This is a genomic window from Paenibacillus agaridevorans (assembly GCF_003112455.1).
GTDB classification, from domain to species: domain Bacteria; phylum Bacillota; class Bacilli; order Paenibacillales; family Paenibacillaceae; genus Pristimantibacillus; species Pristimantibacillus agaridevorans.
This window is the reverse complement of record NZ_BDQX01000381.1, coordinates 60,802-75,770: the sequence shown is the minus strand read 5'-3', so window position 1 is coordinate 75,770 and position 14,969 is coordinate 60,802. Positions and strand designations below refer to the sequence as shown.

At 52.3% G+C, this 14,969-nt stretch carries 15 protein-coding genes; 5 read left to right on the top strand and 10 right to left on the bottom strand.

What is annotated here, in order from left to right; translation table 11 throughout:
- On the bottom strand, positions 1 to 1,627 hold a 1,627-nt coding region (locus PAT3040_RS29155), incomplete at its 3' end, for an FAD-dependent oxidoreductase (protein WP_108995444.1).
- 108 nt (positions 1,628 to 1,735) lie between these two features.
- On the opposite strand from PAT3040_RS29155, the gene PAT3040_RS29150 reads away from it, so the two are divergent.
- Positions 1,736 to 2,884, top strand: a complete 1,149-nt coding sequence (locus tag PAT3040_RS29150) for an acyltransferase (protein ID WP_108995443.1) — start codon at positions 1,736 to 1,738, stop codon at positions 2,882 to 2,884.
- 49 nt (positions 2,885 to 2,933) lie between these two features.
- Here the strand turns inward: PAT3040_RS29150 and PAT3040_RS29145 are convergent, their stop codons facing one another.
- Entirely contained in the window at positions 2,934 to 3,293 is a 360-nt protein-coding gene (locus PAT3040_RS29145) for a Lin0512 family protein (protein WP_087571869.1), read from the bottom strand.
- A gap of 136 nt (positions 3,294 to 3,429) precedes the next feature.
- On the opposite strand from PAT3040_RS29145, the gene PAT3040_RS29140 reads away from it, so the two are divergent.
- The 3 genes from PAT3040_RS29140 to PAT3040_RS37565 all read left to right on the top strand — a co-directional run bounded on the left by PAT3040_RS29140 (position 3,430) and on the right by PAT3040_RS37565 (position 6,624).
- On the top strand, positions 3,430 to 5,040 hold the full coding sequence (locus PAT3040_RS29140; RefSeq protein ID WP_108995442.1) for a copper amine oxidase N-terminal domain-containing protein: 1,611 nt from the start codon (positions 3,430 to 3,432) through the stop codon (positions 5,038 to 5,040).
- A gap of 296 nt (positions 5,041 to 5,336) precedes the next feature.
- Complete coding sequence (locus tag PAT3040_RS29135; RefSeq protein ID WP_108995441.1) at positions 5,337 to 6,014, top strand: DUF2306 domain-containing protein; 678 nt, start codon at positions 5,337 to 5,339, stop codon at positions 6,012 to 6,014.
- 472 nt (positions 6,015 to 6,486) lie between these two features.
- A complete protein-coding gene (locus PAT3040_RS37565; RefSeq protein WP_181376906.1) occupies positions 6,487 to 6,624 on the top strand; it encodes a hypothetical protein in 138 nt (45 codons plus the stop codon).
- Between the two features lie 8 nt (positions 6,625 to 6,632).
- On the opposite strand, the gene PAT3040_RS29130 is transcribed toward PAT3040_RS37565, so the two are convergent.
- The 8 genes from PAT3040_RS29130 to PAT3040_RS29095 form a co-directional block, all read right to left on the bottom strand.
- A complete protein-coding gene (locus tag PAT3040_RS29130; protein ID WP_258235211.1) occupies positions 6,633 to 6,986 on the bottom strand; it encodes a hypothetical protein in 354 nt (117 codons plus the stop codon).
- A 126-nt stretch (positions 6,987 to 7,112) separates the two neighbouring features.
- On the bottom strand, positions 7,113 to 8,405 hold the full coding sequence (locus PAT3040_RS29125) for an MFS transporter (protein ID WP_108995440.1): 1,293 nt from the start codon (positions 8,403 to 8,405) through the stop codon (positions 7,113 to 7,115).
- 70 nt (positions 8,406 to 8,475) lie between these two features.
- A complete protein-coding gene (locus PAT3040_RS29120) occupies positions 8,476 to 8,919 on the bottom strand; it encodes an SRPBCC domain-containing protein (protein WP_181376905.1) in 444 nt (147 codons plus the stop codon).
- A 27-nt stretch (positions 8,920 to 8,946) separates the two neighbouring features.
- Positions 8,947 to 9,906 (bottom strand): acetylxylan esterase, encoded by a 960-nt coding sequence (locus tag PAT3040_RS29115; protein WP_258235210.1) that lies wholly within the window; start codon positions 9,904 to 9,906, stop codon positions 8,947 to 8,949.
- Between the two features lie 99 nt (positions 9,907 to 10,005).
- Positions 10,006 to 11,157, bottom strand: coding sequence for a Ger(x)C family spore germination protein (locus tag PAT3040_RS29110; RefSeq protein ID WP_108995437.1), 1,152 nt, complete (start codon positions 11,155 to 11,157; stop codon positions 10,006 to 10,008).
- Positions 11,157 to 12,626, bottom strand: a complete 1,470-nt coding sequence (locus PAT3040_RS29105; RefSeq protein ID WP_108995436.1) for a spore germination protein — start codon at positions 12,624 to 12,626, stop codon at positions 11,157 to 11,159. The genes PAT3040_RS29110 and PAT3040_RS29105 overlap by 1 nt, the downstream gene beginning before the upstream one ends.
- The gene (locus PAT3040_RS29100) at positions 12,623 to 13,720 is read right to left on the bottom strand and encodes a GerAB/ArcD/ProY family transporter (RefSeq protein ID WP_108995435.1); all 1,098 of its coding nucleotides are present in this window, start codon (positions 13,718 to 13,720) and stop codon (positions 12,623 to 12,625) included. The genes PAT3040_RS29105 and PAT3040_RS29100 overlap by 4 nt, the downstream gene beginning before the upstream one ends.
- 152 nt (positions 13,721 to 13,872) lie before the next feature.
- Positions 13,873 to 14,298 (bottom strand): winged helix-turn-helix transcriptional regulator, encoded by a 426-nt coding sequence (locus PAT3040_RS29095; protein ID WP_108995434.1) that lies wholly within the window; start codon positions 14,296 to 14,298, stop codon positions 13,873 to 13,875.
- A gap of 182 nt (positions 14,299 to 14,480) precedes the next feature.
- Here PAT3040_RS29095 and PAT3040_RS39130 point away from each other — a divergent pair.
- A partial coding sequence (locus tag PAT3040_RS39130) for an MFS transporter (RefSeq protein ID WP_258235209.1) occupies positions 14,481 to 14,969 on the top strand: 489 nt, incomplete at its 3' end.

The following is a 14,969-nucleotide window of genomic DNA, read 5'->3' as shown; positions in this document are numbered from 1 at the left end:
GGGCGATTTGCCCCGCCGTTGCGATGCCATCAAGGTTAAAGGTTTCGTTATGATCGCCGCCGAACGTCAGCGCCATGCTTACGGCGGCCAGCAGCCCTTGATAATGTTTGTGTTTGGCATATTCTGGCGTCTCGAATTTAACCGGCTCCAGCTCCATGCCCTGCGCCATCAAACGTTTGCGCAGCTCCGCGATATCCGCATCCGAACGCGACAGCTCGCGGAACGACAAGCCAAGCTCCGCTGCCAGCTTCGTCGCGGCGCCTGCCGCCTCGCCGGTTGCCATGCCAAGCGGGATGACGCGGGCGCTGCCGTGCGGAATCGTATCGAAGCTGGCTGCGCGACCGACGACAAGAAGGTTGTCCACCGCAAGCGGCACGATAGCACGGAACGGCACGCCGTATCGTTCCGGCGCCGCGACGATGGCTCCTTGATCCTGCGCGTTAAGCCGCTGGATATCGATTCTGTAAGAGCCGTAGGCGATAGCATCCTTAAAGTCGCGGTTGTCCACGACGTCGACAGCGGTCAGACGATATTCGCCCTCAAAATGACGAGTCTCCCGCACGTACAATTCCGGTGCCACTCCCGCGAACTCGACGTCCTTAAGCTCCTTGTACGTCTTCTTAAGATAATCCACGATCAGAGGCGCTTCTTTGGCTCCAATCTCAAGCGCTTCCTGCACGGATTCCGGATTCAGCGGATCAATGCCGAAAATATGCATCGCGTTGATCAGTATCGTGTCGTCGTTTTGCCTGCCTACGTTCAATGCCCGAATGCCGACCCGCTCCGGATTCGAAGAGACGTATTCCCTCGACTTTATGAACCCCCATGCACTCATGCTGTCGATGCCCGTGCCGTCGCCGATGTTCGCGAAGGAATCCCACACCTGCTGGGTCACGCCGCTCATCTTAAAAACAAGCGTGACGGCCTGCTGGTCTTGCGACCTTCCGATATCCTCGCGACCCACCGAATACGGAACGCCGGCTTGCGCGGCGATATCTCCGTCCTGCGTAGCATCAATGACCGCTCCAGCACGAACGGCATATTCTACGCCGCCTTCTGTTTCCAGGCGAAGCCCCGTAATCATTTGGCCTGAGCCTTTGTTGCCCGTCTCCATGATAGGCTCCAGGAACTTCGTCTTCATGAGGAGATCGATATTCGGCTCCGCATTCACTAGCTCGTAGAACGCGTTAGCCGCCGTATTGACGTCGAACGAAGTCCCTTCGATCATGTCGTACCATTCCTGAAAGATCCCCTTGTTGAGAAAATTATGTTTGCCGGACAGCTTGGACTGCTCCGGCGAATAGTTCAAATCCAGCGAATTCAACCAGCCCAGCGTCATGAGTCCGCCCAGAATTTCGCGATTCCGCCCATCGACCAGCAATACGCGTTGATCGTTTCGCGCCGCGGAAATGGCCGCCACGATGCCCTCGGGATCCGTGCCCGCCACGATGACATCATAGTTGTCTTCGGGCTGCGCGATAGATTCAACTTGCAACAGAGCCTGAGGCTCATTCCGATTCACCGTGTTATTCCGTTCCTTGTACCAGATCCAGCCTGCCGCTGCCGCCGCAATGACGACAATTAATAGTATCGCCGTAAGTAGTGCCGTTCTTTTCTTGCGCATCATTGTATAGGTTCCTCCTGCATTTCCCCGCTTGACACGGGACTAATTGTCGATGACAATTGACTTTGGCTTAAATGGAAAATATAAGAACATCACCTGTCGGGGGTATTCATGAATTCCAACATTACAGTTCCGAAGCCGCAATCGCGGATTGCAGAGCTTGATCTGCTGCGAGCATTCGCCATTATTGCCGTCATTGCCATTCACTCCACGTCCTTCGCCACCATCGAAATGACGGATTCTTCGCCAGTCGCTTACTTCCTTTACATCGCCGCGAATATCGGAATGAATTTCGCCGTTCCCGTTTTTCTGTTTCTGAGCAGTCTTGTTTTGTTCAAGCGCTACGGCAACATTTCGTTTACAGGACAGACAATGTTTTCCTTTTATAGGAAACGGGCGACCCAAATCATTATACCATATACTGTATGTTCGGCAATCTACTATATCGCCGTCGAGGTTACGAGAGCCGGGAGGGATCTCCAAGCCTCCCTTCTGCCAGATTTTCTCGAAAAGCTGGCAACGGGGACCGCTTACGCTCATCTTTATTATATTTTTATCATCATTCAGTTCTATGCGCTGTTCCCGTTCGTACTGCGACTGCTTCAGGCATTCCCCCGTCTTGTCTCTTGGGGAATTCCGTTCGGGATTGCCGTACAAGCTGCATTCTATATCGCAGGCCAATTCGTGGATGTTCCGAATGCCGCCAGCTGGTTTCTATCCTACTTCGGATATTACATGTTGGGCGTATTCGTCGGCATAAAGTATGAGGAGATCCGGTCAGCAATCGTGTCGTTACGCCGGGGTCTCGTTCATCGATTCGGGCTAGCTCTGCTTTGGGGAGGCTGGTTTGCTTCCGGGCTTGCCTATATCGTCTTGTGGTACAAGTTTAGAATAAATACGATTACGCCCCCAACGTGGGCATTCTACTTCGCGGGGAGCATTTACTCCTATTTGTCTGCTCTGACGTTGACTTACGGAGCCTTAATCCTGGAGATCAGATGGACGCATACCCGCATTGTGCGTTTTCTGAAGAAGCTTAGTCCGTATTCCTTCGGCATATATTTGCTGCATCCGCTGCTGTTGGCCGCATATCGCGAGCTTCGTCCCTTGCACGCCGAGCCTTACCTCTACCATATTTGGTACATTGTCGGCTTCCTGCTGGCTTTATTCGGCACTTGGGCAATCGTCGCATTCGCGCAGCGTTACATCCCGTGGGCATGGATTGCGTTAGGCAGCAATGGAGTTAAGCAAGCGCGCTGAATAATAGCGGCGAGCCGCCGAAGCGACTCGCCGCTCCCATTTTCAAAAGCTAATAGCCAACCTCCACAGACGCGATGACGACATATGCCAGATCATTGACGTCATCTTTGTCCGTGAGCAGAATGCCGCTGCTCGTCAGCATGCCTCCGTCCACAACTTCGAATGTAACTTGTCCGTATGGCAGCTCTTCTCTGACCCGCTCCAGATCAAGCTTCTCTCTATCCGCAGGCACCGCCAGCCTCACGTTCACCTTCATATTGGCCAGATCACCGCCAGGAAGCACGGACCGAATACCCGGCATCGAATTATGATGAATAGCGTTCTGCACGGCGCGCACCGCCGCCTTGGTCACGTTTTGACCATGCAGGTCGATTCCCATTCCGATTTCTACAAACATCATTTTGTCCATTGGCGCCACTTCCCTTCTCAGCTTCAAAAAACACTATCACTATCGTAACTTTGCAGATGGCAGATCGCAACCTTCCTGCATAAATGACGTCTTAATAATTGGGAATATTTATTTATTGTGGCGGGGAGTGGAATCCTTGGAAACAAGCAAAAGAAATGCCCGGGTCTTGGCGGCGGCTGTATTCGTGACGCTCTTGCTCAGTTCGTACGAAGGCGCTAACCATAAAGCCGGAGCTTTGGGCGTAGACGGCAACACTGAGCAATCAGCCAAAGCTGCCACGCTTGCAACTATCGCCCGCGACAAGAGTCCCATCAAGAAGCTCGATACAGAGAGCTCCGCGATTAACCAGGCGATAGCTTTAAAGCTGATACCGCAGCAAGCCGACCATTATACTGCTAGACTAGCCCACGATATTTGGACAATTCAATACACGATGTTAGATTGGGATCGTGAAGGGACGATCGGTTTAAACGTAGAGACGGGACTTCCCGTGAGTTTGGATGAACGTTTGGGCAGAGTGTCCGTCCACGATGACAACGTACCGATAGAGTTCCTGGGCGAGGAAAAGGTTACTTACACGGAAGCCGTATCCATTGCGGAGGCATATACCAAAAGCCAGGGCTGGGATCTGGATACGGATTGGACGCTGTGGCGTTATCCGCACAGCTACTATTCCTTGAGGTTCGAAACAAACGTCTACCATCGCGTAGAGTTTGTTCGTTCCTTTGAAGGCATTCGTTATGATAATAACCGGTTCATCATCTACGTGGATCGGGAATTAGGCAAGGTCGTTGCACATTCTCTGACTTGGTCAGATACTGAATTTATTACTCCAGATGACATGATTTCACTCGAGGAAGCGGCAACAACGTTTTACCGCAAGGTGGAGCCAGTACTCGAACCGGGATTGTGGCAAACGGACGATGGCGACTATCCACCGCAGTATACCGCGTATTCCATCTATACTATACATGCCAACGGAGATTGGGCCGTGGACTATAACTCTAGCACCACTGCACCGATTAAGGAGATCGTTGCCGCCTACCCCCGGGATATAGCAAAAAAGAGGTTGCTGTCCTTGTTTGATCTGGAGCAGCTTTATTTGGACGACTCGCCTGGTCAGGCCTCGCTTTACTATCAACTACGTGTCAAACCCGAGGTTCCGATCACACCCTGGGGCGATCATCCTTTCATTTATGCACATACAGGTGAATGGCTGGTCCCTGTCCCAGATGGCTCAGCCGGAGATTTACCGCCAGCAAGCGATTGGCTGATTAATCTCACAGCCCCAACTAGCGCCATCGATTACAATGCTGCCGTCGTATGGAACAACAAGTTCCTCCCGCTTCGCGATGAACCAGTTATTCGCAACGGCTCCACTCTTTTGCCGTTTCGCGAGCTGTTGGAGAAGCTTGGCGCTTCTGTCCTGTGGGACCCGGCGAAACGCAAAGTAACAGCCAGCAAAGGCGATGTCACTATAGAGCTGACTATTGGATCCGGCTCAGCGCTTGTGAACGGCAAATCGCAGACGTTAGGCGCGCCGGCAACAATCATAAATGGCCGCACCTATATTCCGGCACGAATGGTCCTGGAAGCATTCGGTGCCCATGTTAGCTGGAGCGAACAATCGCGGCTAGTGCTGGTGAACACGGGAGAGACGTCAGAAGCTCCTGCCTTGAGCGAGCAAGAGATCGGCCAGCTTCGTTTCACGGCGCAGATTAATTGGGAAGAGAAACATAGTCGGTAGTCTATTTGCCCTTTAACAGCCGGTGTCGGGTATATCGATACCGGTTGCTAAAGGGCTTTAGCTTGTTTTGTAACAGTGTCGCTTCCGCAAACACCAACATTCGATCGAGCTACTTATGCACGAGCTAACGTGGGCATGGACGCACAAATCTCAAAAATTGTGCCTATTTTGTAACATTACGTGAAAATATTCACGTACACTTCATTTATACTAAAAATGTGACCATCTCTGTAAAATTATCCGCAAGCGCCACCGCTTGCGAATTACTCATTCGTGCTTGAGAGGCAGGTCCTTAAATGAAAACTTCGCGGCTTTTTGCCTTTTTGCTTGTAACGATATCTCTCTATCTCGTTTACGTTCTGGTGGACAATTACGTTGTGGACCCGCAGGCGGAGCAATTCCTCGCGCTCAAAACAGGAATAGACCGCGTTCTCAACCTCCCCGTATGGCTAAACGTCATGTACGTGCATGTCGCGTTCGCGACGATTGCCACTGCGTCGGGGGCGATGAATTTCTCCAAATACATCCGGAATCGATTCCGGGGGTTTCACCGCGTCAACGGATACATTTATGTTGTGTCTGTCATGCTCGTTGTCCTTACTTCCGGTTACATGGCTCCCTACTCAACAGGCGGCAAACCCGTCAGTGTCGCTTATAATATGATGAACATCGTATGGCCGGCCTTTACTGTCATTGCTATTATGCGCATTAAAAAGAAGGACCTCGTCGGCCATCTACGTTCGATGGTTCGCAGTTATGTCTTTTGTTTCACCAATGTGTTCGTCCACACGATGGCGTTCCTTGCAGAGCAAGGGCTGCGACTTCCGCATGAAACAAGCTACACGTTCGGCGTCTTCTCAGCCTTCGCGCTTAACTTGTTAATCGCCGAGCTTATCATCGCGATTTTTTACGCGCCGAGCCGAGTTGCCAACACCTCCCTTTATGTAAAGGGAGAAATACAGCCGCAAAAGTAGACTGAAGGAGGTGCGCAACCAGCAGGGCATTGCCTTCCTGAGCCTTCGCATTTAATGATATAGGGTACGTTGATTGCAACACTAACTGGACGCTGTGGTTTCCATTAAGTTGTTGCCGACTGTGAGTGCTGTGGTTTCCATTACGTTGTTGCCGACTGAGCCGATCCTCAGCCTTCCTCTACAATTGTACAAATCTACTCAAATTCACAGACGTAATCCCATCTAAAGCAGTAAATTGTACGAAAATACACAAATTTCTGCTTCGCATCATCGCTTTAGAGCTCTCCGAGCCTAAATTTATGTATATTTTTACAAATACACAGAAAACAAGCACGCACCAGCTACTATTTGTGTATTTTTGTACAATTGTTATCGCGCGCACATAACCGAAGGCAAGTTGAACCCGTCTCTCCTTCCTTTGGCGGCGCAGCGCCTTTCATCCCGAGAGATCGGTCAAATAAGGAGAATGCTAATGTTTTTCTATAATAGCAGCAAAAAGCGCATCCCGCAGGATACGCTTTTTGTCGCACTATATCACACCGGCCAAGCGGCAAAGCCGCTGCTCTCCGGAGAACCGCTCGCCAAAGTCGACGCCGCACCCTCTACATAAACGTTAGCCTAAATCGGAATCCGGTACTCCGAATTCAGCTCGATAATATGCTCGCCTTCGTTATATACCCAGCTGAAGTGGAACGTGTTTCCCTCGTACTTGGTGCGTTGCCGAATGTCGGGAACGATCGTGGTGTTCATGTGGTCGATGATGATCGACTCCATTTCTTTTAGCCGTCGCAGCGTCTCGCTTGCCAACTCCTCCGCTCTATCATCGGGTAGAGAAAGGCGGAAGTAATGCTCCGCAACCTCGGAAGCCGGCAAACCTTCTTCCAATTCGTAGCCCGCTCCTCGCAGCACTTCCTTTACCGTCTTGATCCAGTCGGCGGTCAAATCCATCGTAATTTCGTACATTATCGTCATGACTCTCAATCCTCCGGTTCTCTTCTTACGTTACCCTATCATACAGACTTCGGAGGTTGCAAGTGCATGTATTCGAAAGGGGGCTGTCAAGTCGATCCCATTACCCTTGACTACCCTAATCCACCCTCATGCCTGCTCACTGTCAGGCAACGGCTTCAATCGGACGAAATATGACAACGCTATCGATATAACAAGCAAAACAAACGGCACCACGCTGATGAGGACGCGGAACGTCAACTCCGGATTGTCGCCGGGATTATCGCCGCTCTCGTAGCCTAGCAGCACGCCAACAACGAGGACGGACAGGACCGAGATCAAGCCGCTGGAGCGCGTAATGAAACCGCTGACCGCCGTATAGACACCTTCCCTGCGCCTTCCCGTCTCTGCATAATCCAGATCGATAATATGGCTGTTCACGACAGGCGGCGTTACCAGGAATCCAGCGAGGCCGAAGCCGACCAACACGCCCGCCGCAATTCCGGTAAAGAGATTGCTTCCGAACCATAACGGGATGACCGACAGCGCATATGCGAGCAGCGACAATCGCCACGCTTTGACGCTATCCATCCGTTTAATGATCCAGAACCAGACGGCAACAAGCGGAATCACGGAAACGAATATGGAAGCCAACAGCAAGGAAACTTGCTCCGGAGGCACTTTCAGCACGTATTTGGCGTAGAAGGGAATCATGGAGCTCAGCAACCCGTTCACCGTCTGGGCGAACGAATTGGCAATATTGAAAATCCAGAACGGCTTATTGGTCACCGTGGCCGCGAAGGACTCCTTGAGCCCCATGCGCGGCGTCTTGCGAGCTTCTTCGTCCTCCTGCGTAAACCGAAGGAACAGGATCATTAATACAGCAAACATGCCGCCGAATATAAGTGCCATGGGGCCGAAGCCGAGGCCGTCGTAAAGAATCGGTCCCGCGACCGAAGCGATGAGAATCGCGACGATCTGATACCCTTGCTGAATGGCCGAAGCCTTCTTGCGCAGCGTATTCCCTCTATATAACTCCGGGAACAAGGAGCCGTAATTGACCCATATAATCGTCGCCACTGCTTCGAACAACACAAGCGCGACCAGGAACCAGACGAACAGAGCCGTCTCGGACAACCCCTCCGGCACCGCGAACACCAGATAGAACATAAGGAAAAAGAGCGGGATGGAAACGTACAGCCAAGGTTTTCTTCGTCCGAATCTCGTATCCGTCCGATCGGATAAGTATCCCGCCAAAGGCTGGTTGACGGCATCCCAGATCATGAACACCGTTCTCGCGAACGTTACCAGACCGATGGCAAGCCCCAGTGTTTCCATATAATAAAACACATAAAAAGCGCTGAAAGCATGGCTCGGAATCATCATTGCCAGCATCCCGAATGCATACATCCATGGCGAATTGATCGCTCTGTTTCTTGCCATCCTTTTTCCGCCCCCCATGATTTGGCCAGATTATTTTTCTGTTTCCATCATGATGTCGGTTCTCCCGTACTTAATAAGGCAGCTCGCTCCCGCTCAAATACGCATATAGATTCGCAAGCGACATGGTGTAGCCTTCTTCCGTCTGCGCGGCCGCCGCTTCATCCTCGTAACCCGTCTCGCGAATCGTTACCGTCGATCCGCCCTTCTCCTCCTTCACCAGGAACGAAGTAACCATGTCCGATAACTCGCCATTGAATTCCCACCGAACGGAGAACTCCGACCGCTCTTCGATTTTCTCGATAACAGCCTTCAAGGAGACGACCTCGGAGCCGTTATGATAATCGTTCGGCGTGTGGTGGAACCAAAGCTCGGCTCCTGCCTCCAATTGCGGGATATCCCAAGGCGAGCCGGGAGAATACCATAACGACAATTCTTCATCCTTCGTGACCGCTCTCCAGGCCCGGTCGGGACCGGCTTCCACCCAAACGGAACATTCGACCGTTATGTTCGACATCCGATGCTCTCCTCCTCCACTCATTAATTAAACTTCGAACCAGTCCGGGAAGCGGCGGCGCAGATGCGCCAACTTCATTTCCGCTTGCTTAGAGCCCCCGCCCTCATGGCCGTTGAACGGATAGAGAAAGATCTCCTTCTCGCCGACGATCCGATTGTATGTCGCATAATACATTTGGGGAGGACAAGTCTCGTCCTTAAGCGCTACGGATGCCAGCACGGGACACTGAATGCGTTCCGCCATATTCATCGTATCGAAGTAGCTGAGATTGTCCATCACCTGATCCGTCAGCTCGGGATGATGGCGCAGAAACTCCGTGACAGAGCCGAACGCGCCGTGGTTTCCTTCGATGCGGGCGACGATATTGCTGTTGCTGGGCACATCCACCATGGCCAGCTTCGCGCGGTTGTCCAGCGCGGCGATCGCCATGCCGAGTCCTCCTCCTTGGCTGCCTCCGTCGATAACGATGCGGTCCGCGTCGATCTCTTCCTGCGCGCAGGCGAAGTCGATCGCCTTGAGGCAATCCATGTACACATGGCGGAAATAATATTCGTATTTGTTATGTACGCCCCGGCAGGCCACGTTCGACGAGTAGCCATGCGTATACTGGGCGCTGTTGCCCGTTTTGCCGCCCTGATCCCTGCAATCGACCGCAAGCACCGCCATCCCCATCATAACGAAGTGCATGAAGCCCACAGGATTGCCCCGGCTGCCGTTGAAGCCATGATAATGGACGACACAAGGGTATTTATCCTTGTTCAGAAAGGCCGGCAAGATCAACCATCCATGGATTCGCGTCTCGTCCATGCCGTTGTACGAAATATCGTACACGCGCACCGAGGGAATCGGGTAGTCGATTTCCCTTCTTTCCGGCCGAAGCGGCACCTCTTGCGCCTCCGCAATGGTCTCTTCCCAGAACTCGAAGAAATCCGACCTTCTTGTTAACTCCGGCAAATACTGCTCCAACTCTTTTCGTTTTTGTTCCACGTAACCCACTACCTTCGCTTCCCCCTCATAGAGCCCATTTCTTGCTATGCCATTTACTTCTCTCCTCTCTGCTCCCAATCCTGCTTGCTTAGGAAAACATTACGGCGGCTTGCCTTGATATTTGCCTGTGTTCGTTAGTCTTACCCTCACTACTACTTCGGCAAGCGATTTGTTCGACAGCATAAAATGGTCGCCCGTTGTCTCCTTGCGAAAGCGGCTCGGATTGCTCCGGTACAGCTCCTCCATTAAGCCGAAGGGATCCGTTTCTTTCTTCACTCCTTCCCGGAAAGTCATCTCCACCTCCTGGGCGATGGCTTCCTCCGCCAGTTTCTCCATCTCCTTGATCGATGCCCAATCCATTATCTCCATAACGAACCCTTTCACTTTTACCTGTATCCTGAATTGGCTCCCTTCGCCCTCCGAGATGGCCTTGACGCTCGATCTTGGATGCGAGAGCATGAGCACCGCAAGCGGTTTTCCTTCACGGCGTATGAGCAGCGGAGTACGCTCCAAATCCTCTTCGATCCACCTGAGGCCATATAAGTCCTCCAGGGGCATCCAGCTGGACATTCGATTGTTTCGAAAAAAATACATCCCCGTCAACCTAATCATCTTTTTAGGTTTTTCATCCTCTGTCCATTCCCCCCCATCAATTCCGACTGAAGGTATGGCTGCCGGTTCGCCGGGCTCATTTAGATGGGCAATGACCCGATTGGCCTTAACGGGCAGTATAAACGCTTCTTTGGAGGCGGACTGCGTGCCTGTAAACATCATCGTATATAACGGAGCCATGTTTACGATCGACTTTTGCATGAGCACATCGCGTATGTTCTGCTTCGTACCATAAACGTAGACGGTATAACGAACCTCGCGATAACGGTTAATCGCGCTGTATATATCCTGCACGCCTTTCTTAAGCGCCTCCTCCGAGATGACGAGCACCTGCACATGTCCCCAGAACAAGCGAAGCTGCGACGTTTCTCCCACTCTGATAAGCGCCGATGCCACGGTATCTCCTTTCCCCGAGCCAATCCATACGGGCTTGCCGGGACCGAGATCTACCTGATCGGAGTGCGCGACCGTCGAGAAGTTGATCACCTGCGCGTAGGCGATCCATTCTCCGTTCTTGTAATCGATGCCGATTGCTGTCGCATAAGCGTTGCTTTGGATATCGGGCATAGCGGTACATGCGCCGGAGACCAGCAGCATTATCAGGACGGAGGCTGCCAGAGCTAATCTTTTCAATGTCATTAGCTGTCGCCCCCCTGATTATCGCTATCAATCGTTTCCAGCGCCATAGGCCTTTTTTTCATCTTGCTCCAAGGAACGCGCAGGAAGGAAACGACGAGCTGCTTGAAGTTAAGCGGGGACAACGGAGTCAGGTACGGCACGCCGAAAGGCTTCAAACTGGCCATATAGCCCAGCAGCAGCACCATGCCGAGAATAACGCCGAACAAGCCAAGGAGCGCGGACAGCAGGAAGAAGAAAAACCGCATTAAGCTTACCTGCGTGCTCAACGTCTGATTGACGAGCGTAACGCCGGATACGGCGGTAATCGCGCCGACAACGACGACGGACGGAGAGACGAGCCCCGCCCGGATGGCGGCATCTCCAATAATCAAGCCGCCGATGGACGTAAGCGTTTGTCCGATTGCACTCGGAAGGCGGATGCCGGCTTCCCGGAATATTTCCAGAAGCATCAACAAGAGGAACATCTCCATATGCGAAGACAACGGGATACCGAGCCTTGTTACGGAGATCGTCGCCATAATGCGGTACGGAATCTGATCGGGATGGAACGACATCAGCCCCACCCAGATCGCAGGCAGGAAAATGGAGAGAAACAGGCTGATTCCCCTAATGATGCGCGCGAACGACACATACGTGTAATTGAAATGGGCGTCCTCCGGCGATTTTAAAATGAGGGAAATCCCCGCAGGAGCAATCAGCACCATGGGCAAACCATCCACAACGATGACAATTCTTCCCGACAGCAGACTGCTCATGACGTAATCGGGGCGACCTGTAAAATCCACCACCGGCAGCAGCTTAAACTTCGAATCCGACAGGTATTCCTCCAATTGGCTGATGCTGAAGATGGCATCCACGTCGATGCGTTTAAGCCGATCTTTCATCTCAGTCAGAATAGTAGGATTTAAAATATCGCGAAAATATAGCAGCGCAATCCGGGTCTTCGAACGAGCACCCAAAAGCATATGCTCTACCTGGAATGATGGCGATCTAAGCCGCTTGCGGATCAGCGCGATGTTGACCGTAATATCCTCCACGAAGCCGTCTCGCGGACCTTTGACCGAAATTTCCGTACTGGATTCGAAAGGCGTTCGCGTGGGCTTGTCCGCAATCGCGATAAACCCGACCTCTCCCGTCGCGACGAATAATAGCAGAAGATCCCCTTGGAAGAGCACCTCCGCCAGTTCATCGGGACTCTGATCCGTTTGGACGAGTGGCAGGACGCCAGACAGCTTTTTGAAGGGATCCCCGTCCATCCCTTCCCGGTACATCCGATCCAGCTCCGGCAGGATATAGTCGCCGATATCGCTCGTACGTGCCAATCCTTCCGCATAAGCTAAGACTACCTCCACCTCCGTTTTGTCTCCGAAGCGGCAGGTTTGAAACAAAACATCGTCGCTTCCACGGAACAGTTCCCTTAAACTCTCTTCCGTCCAGCTCTTTTTCTTGCTCCCGATATCGCTTTTCATGTCGCTTCCTCCTTGCTTTTCTTTCTTCTTGGGAATAGGGCTGCCGCCATCCACAGAAACGATAAGGGCAGCAGAACGGCCAATGAGATCGGCATGTAATACAAGGACATCCACTGGTAGAAGTCATATTCATTAATAGGGTATATAGCGATCAACGCATAGCTGGCCATGACGGCGATAACGATGATATTTCTAACGTTCTTGCGCTTGAATCGGAACAGCTCGACAAGCAAGAAGGTCGAGAGACTGATGCGAATGCACGCGCCCGACAGCCATTGAAAAATCGACAGGAAGTCAAGGTGCTCGATATATTTACCGATCTGGACAAGCCGCCATTGTTCGTAGGGAGAGGTCGTCTGATGCATCGCTTCCGCCGGACCGAATTCCGTAACCGCCGCCATGAGCGGTCCCATAGAGATAATCGTGGAGAACGCCACATACACTAGCAATTGCCAGAGCCGCACCTTCTTCTCAAGACGGTGCTGCAGCAGCATAATGACGATAAATTCCACGAACCCCGCGCCTGTATATACCATGCCGTTCGCAACAGGCCCGAAGCCATGCTCCAGCACAGGTCGCAAGAGCGAGTAATCCTTCATCGGCGCGTTAAACGAGCTGACGAAGATCCCCAGCGCGACGACGATGGGAAGCAGGATGCCGGATACGACCGCAATAACTGGCAATCCCCAGAGGCAGATGGCCGCGCAGAATAATACCAGGCATCCAATGATCAGCAGCTTCGGCGTTATGGGCAAATAATTCGTAATCGTCCATGTCGAGGTATGGGCGACGGTCAATCCTCCGACCAAATACAAATGAATCGCGACCGGTACCATAAGCACAATAGCAGCGGGACGAGTAATTCGGGCGGACAACCAGTCCATCCAGAGCTGTTGACCCGACCGGCGCATCATCCAATAGAGCAGTGCTACCCACAACATGAAAAATGCCCCGCTAACGAGCGCCGTAATCCAGGAATCCCGTCCCGACACGTCCAGCACCATGGGGTTGACGATGACATGGCTGGCCAAACCGTTCATAAGCGAAAACATCATAAACAATTGCACAAAGTTGATTTGTCCCGTACTTTTCATGGGTTCGCCTCCGTATCGCAGCCATCCAGATTTTAGCATCGATTAGTATAACCTCTGCCACATTTTTCTATGCCGGTTGGTTGCCAAGATGAAAAACAGAAAAAGCAGCCCGCCCTCTAATGAAGGACGAGCTGCTTCGTTCACAATGTCTGTTATAGGGATTGAGCCGTCAAGCTTCCGGGCCTCCACCTCTCCGCCCACCGCTCCATCTCGGCAAGAGCCGTCAGGAAGTCCGCGCCTTTCTCGGTCAAAGCGTATTCCACCGTTGCAGGCACTGTCGGAAATACGGTCCGGTTAACGATACCGCTCTGCTCCAGGTGGCGCAGGGCGTTAGTAAGCGACTGCGTGCGGATTATGGCAGCATCGCGATGAAGCTGATTGAATCGTTTAGGCCCCTCCGCCAGTTGGGCGATGACCAGAAAGGTCCACTTGGACCCCAGTATGTCGAGCACCGAGCAGATAGGCGGCGTCCCTATCGGCAGAGGCTGCCGTAATGCTCCCGGTTTCGCCAAGGCCGCGCCTTCGGATTGTTCGTCATCGCGAGCGTTCCTCAAATTATGTTTGCCTTCGCTTATCATTCCCTTGCCTCCTCCACGAATTACAATTCAATCATCACTCATGACAAATTAACTTACTTTTTGTAACTAAGTCAAAACATTTGGATTATATCCATTTCTTTTGCGTTCTTACATTATTATCGTAACCTTACTATACTTCAATAAAGCAGTTCAGAACAACAACCGAAAGGCAGGTCATTCTAATGAATTCTCTTCATCGATTAACCGTCTACGCCCTCACCTTGGGCGTCTTCCTGACAGCCACGTCAGAGCTTGTCGTGTCCGGCATCCTCCGCGTGCTGGCCGAGGACTTCAGTATCTCCATCGCGCTCGCCGGTCAACTGGTCACAGCTTACTCGCTCTCCTTCGCAATCGGCACCCCCGTTCTAGTTTCGCTGACCTCTCGTCTGGAACGCAAAAAGGTACTGATCGCCTCTCTCGTCATCTACGCGCTTGGAGCCGGCCTATCCGTCGCGGCAACTTCGTTCGCCCTCCTCCTCGCGGCTAGAGTTATTCTTGGCGTCAGCTCCGGCGTTTTCCTGGTCACTTCGTTCGGTATCGCCGCCAAGCTTGTGCCGGCAGAAAGAGTCGGCAGCGCGATCGGCACGATTATCCTCGGCTTTAGCACCGCCCTCATTCTAGGCGTACCGATCGGCATCGCCATTACAGGATGGCTGGGATGGCAGGCGATC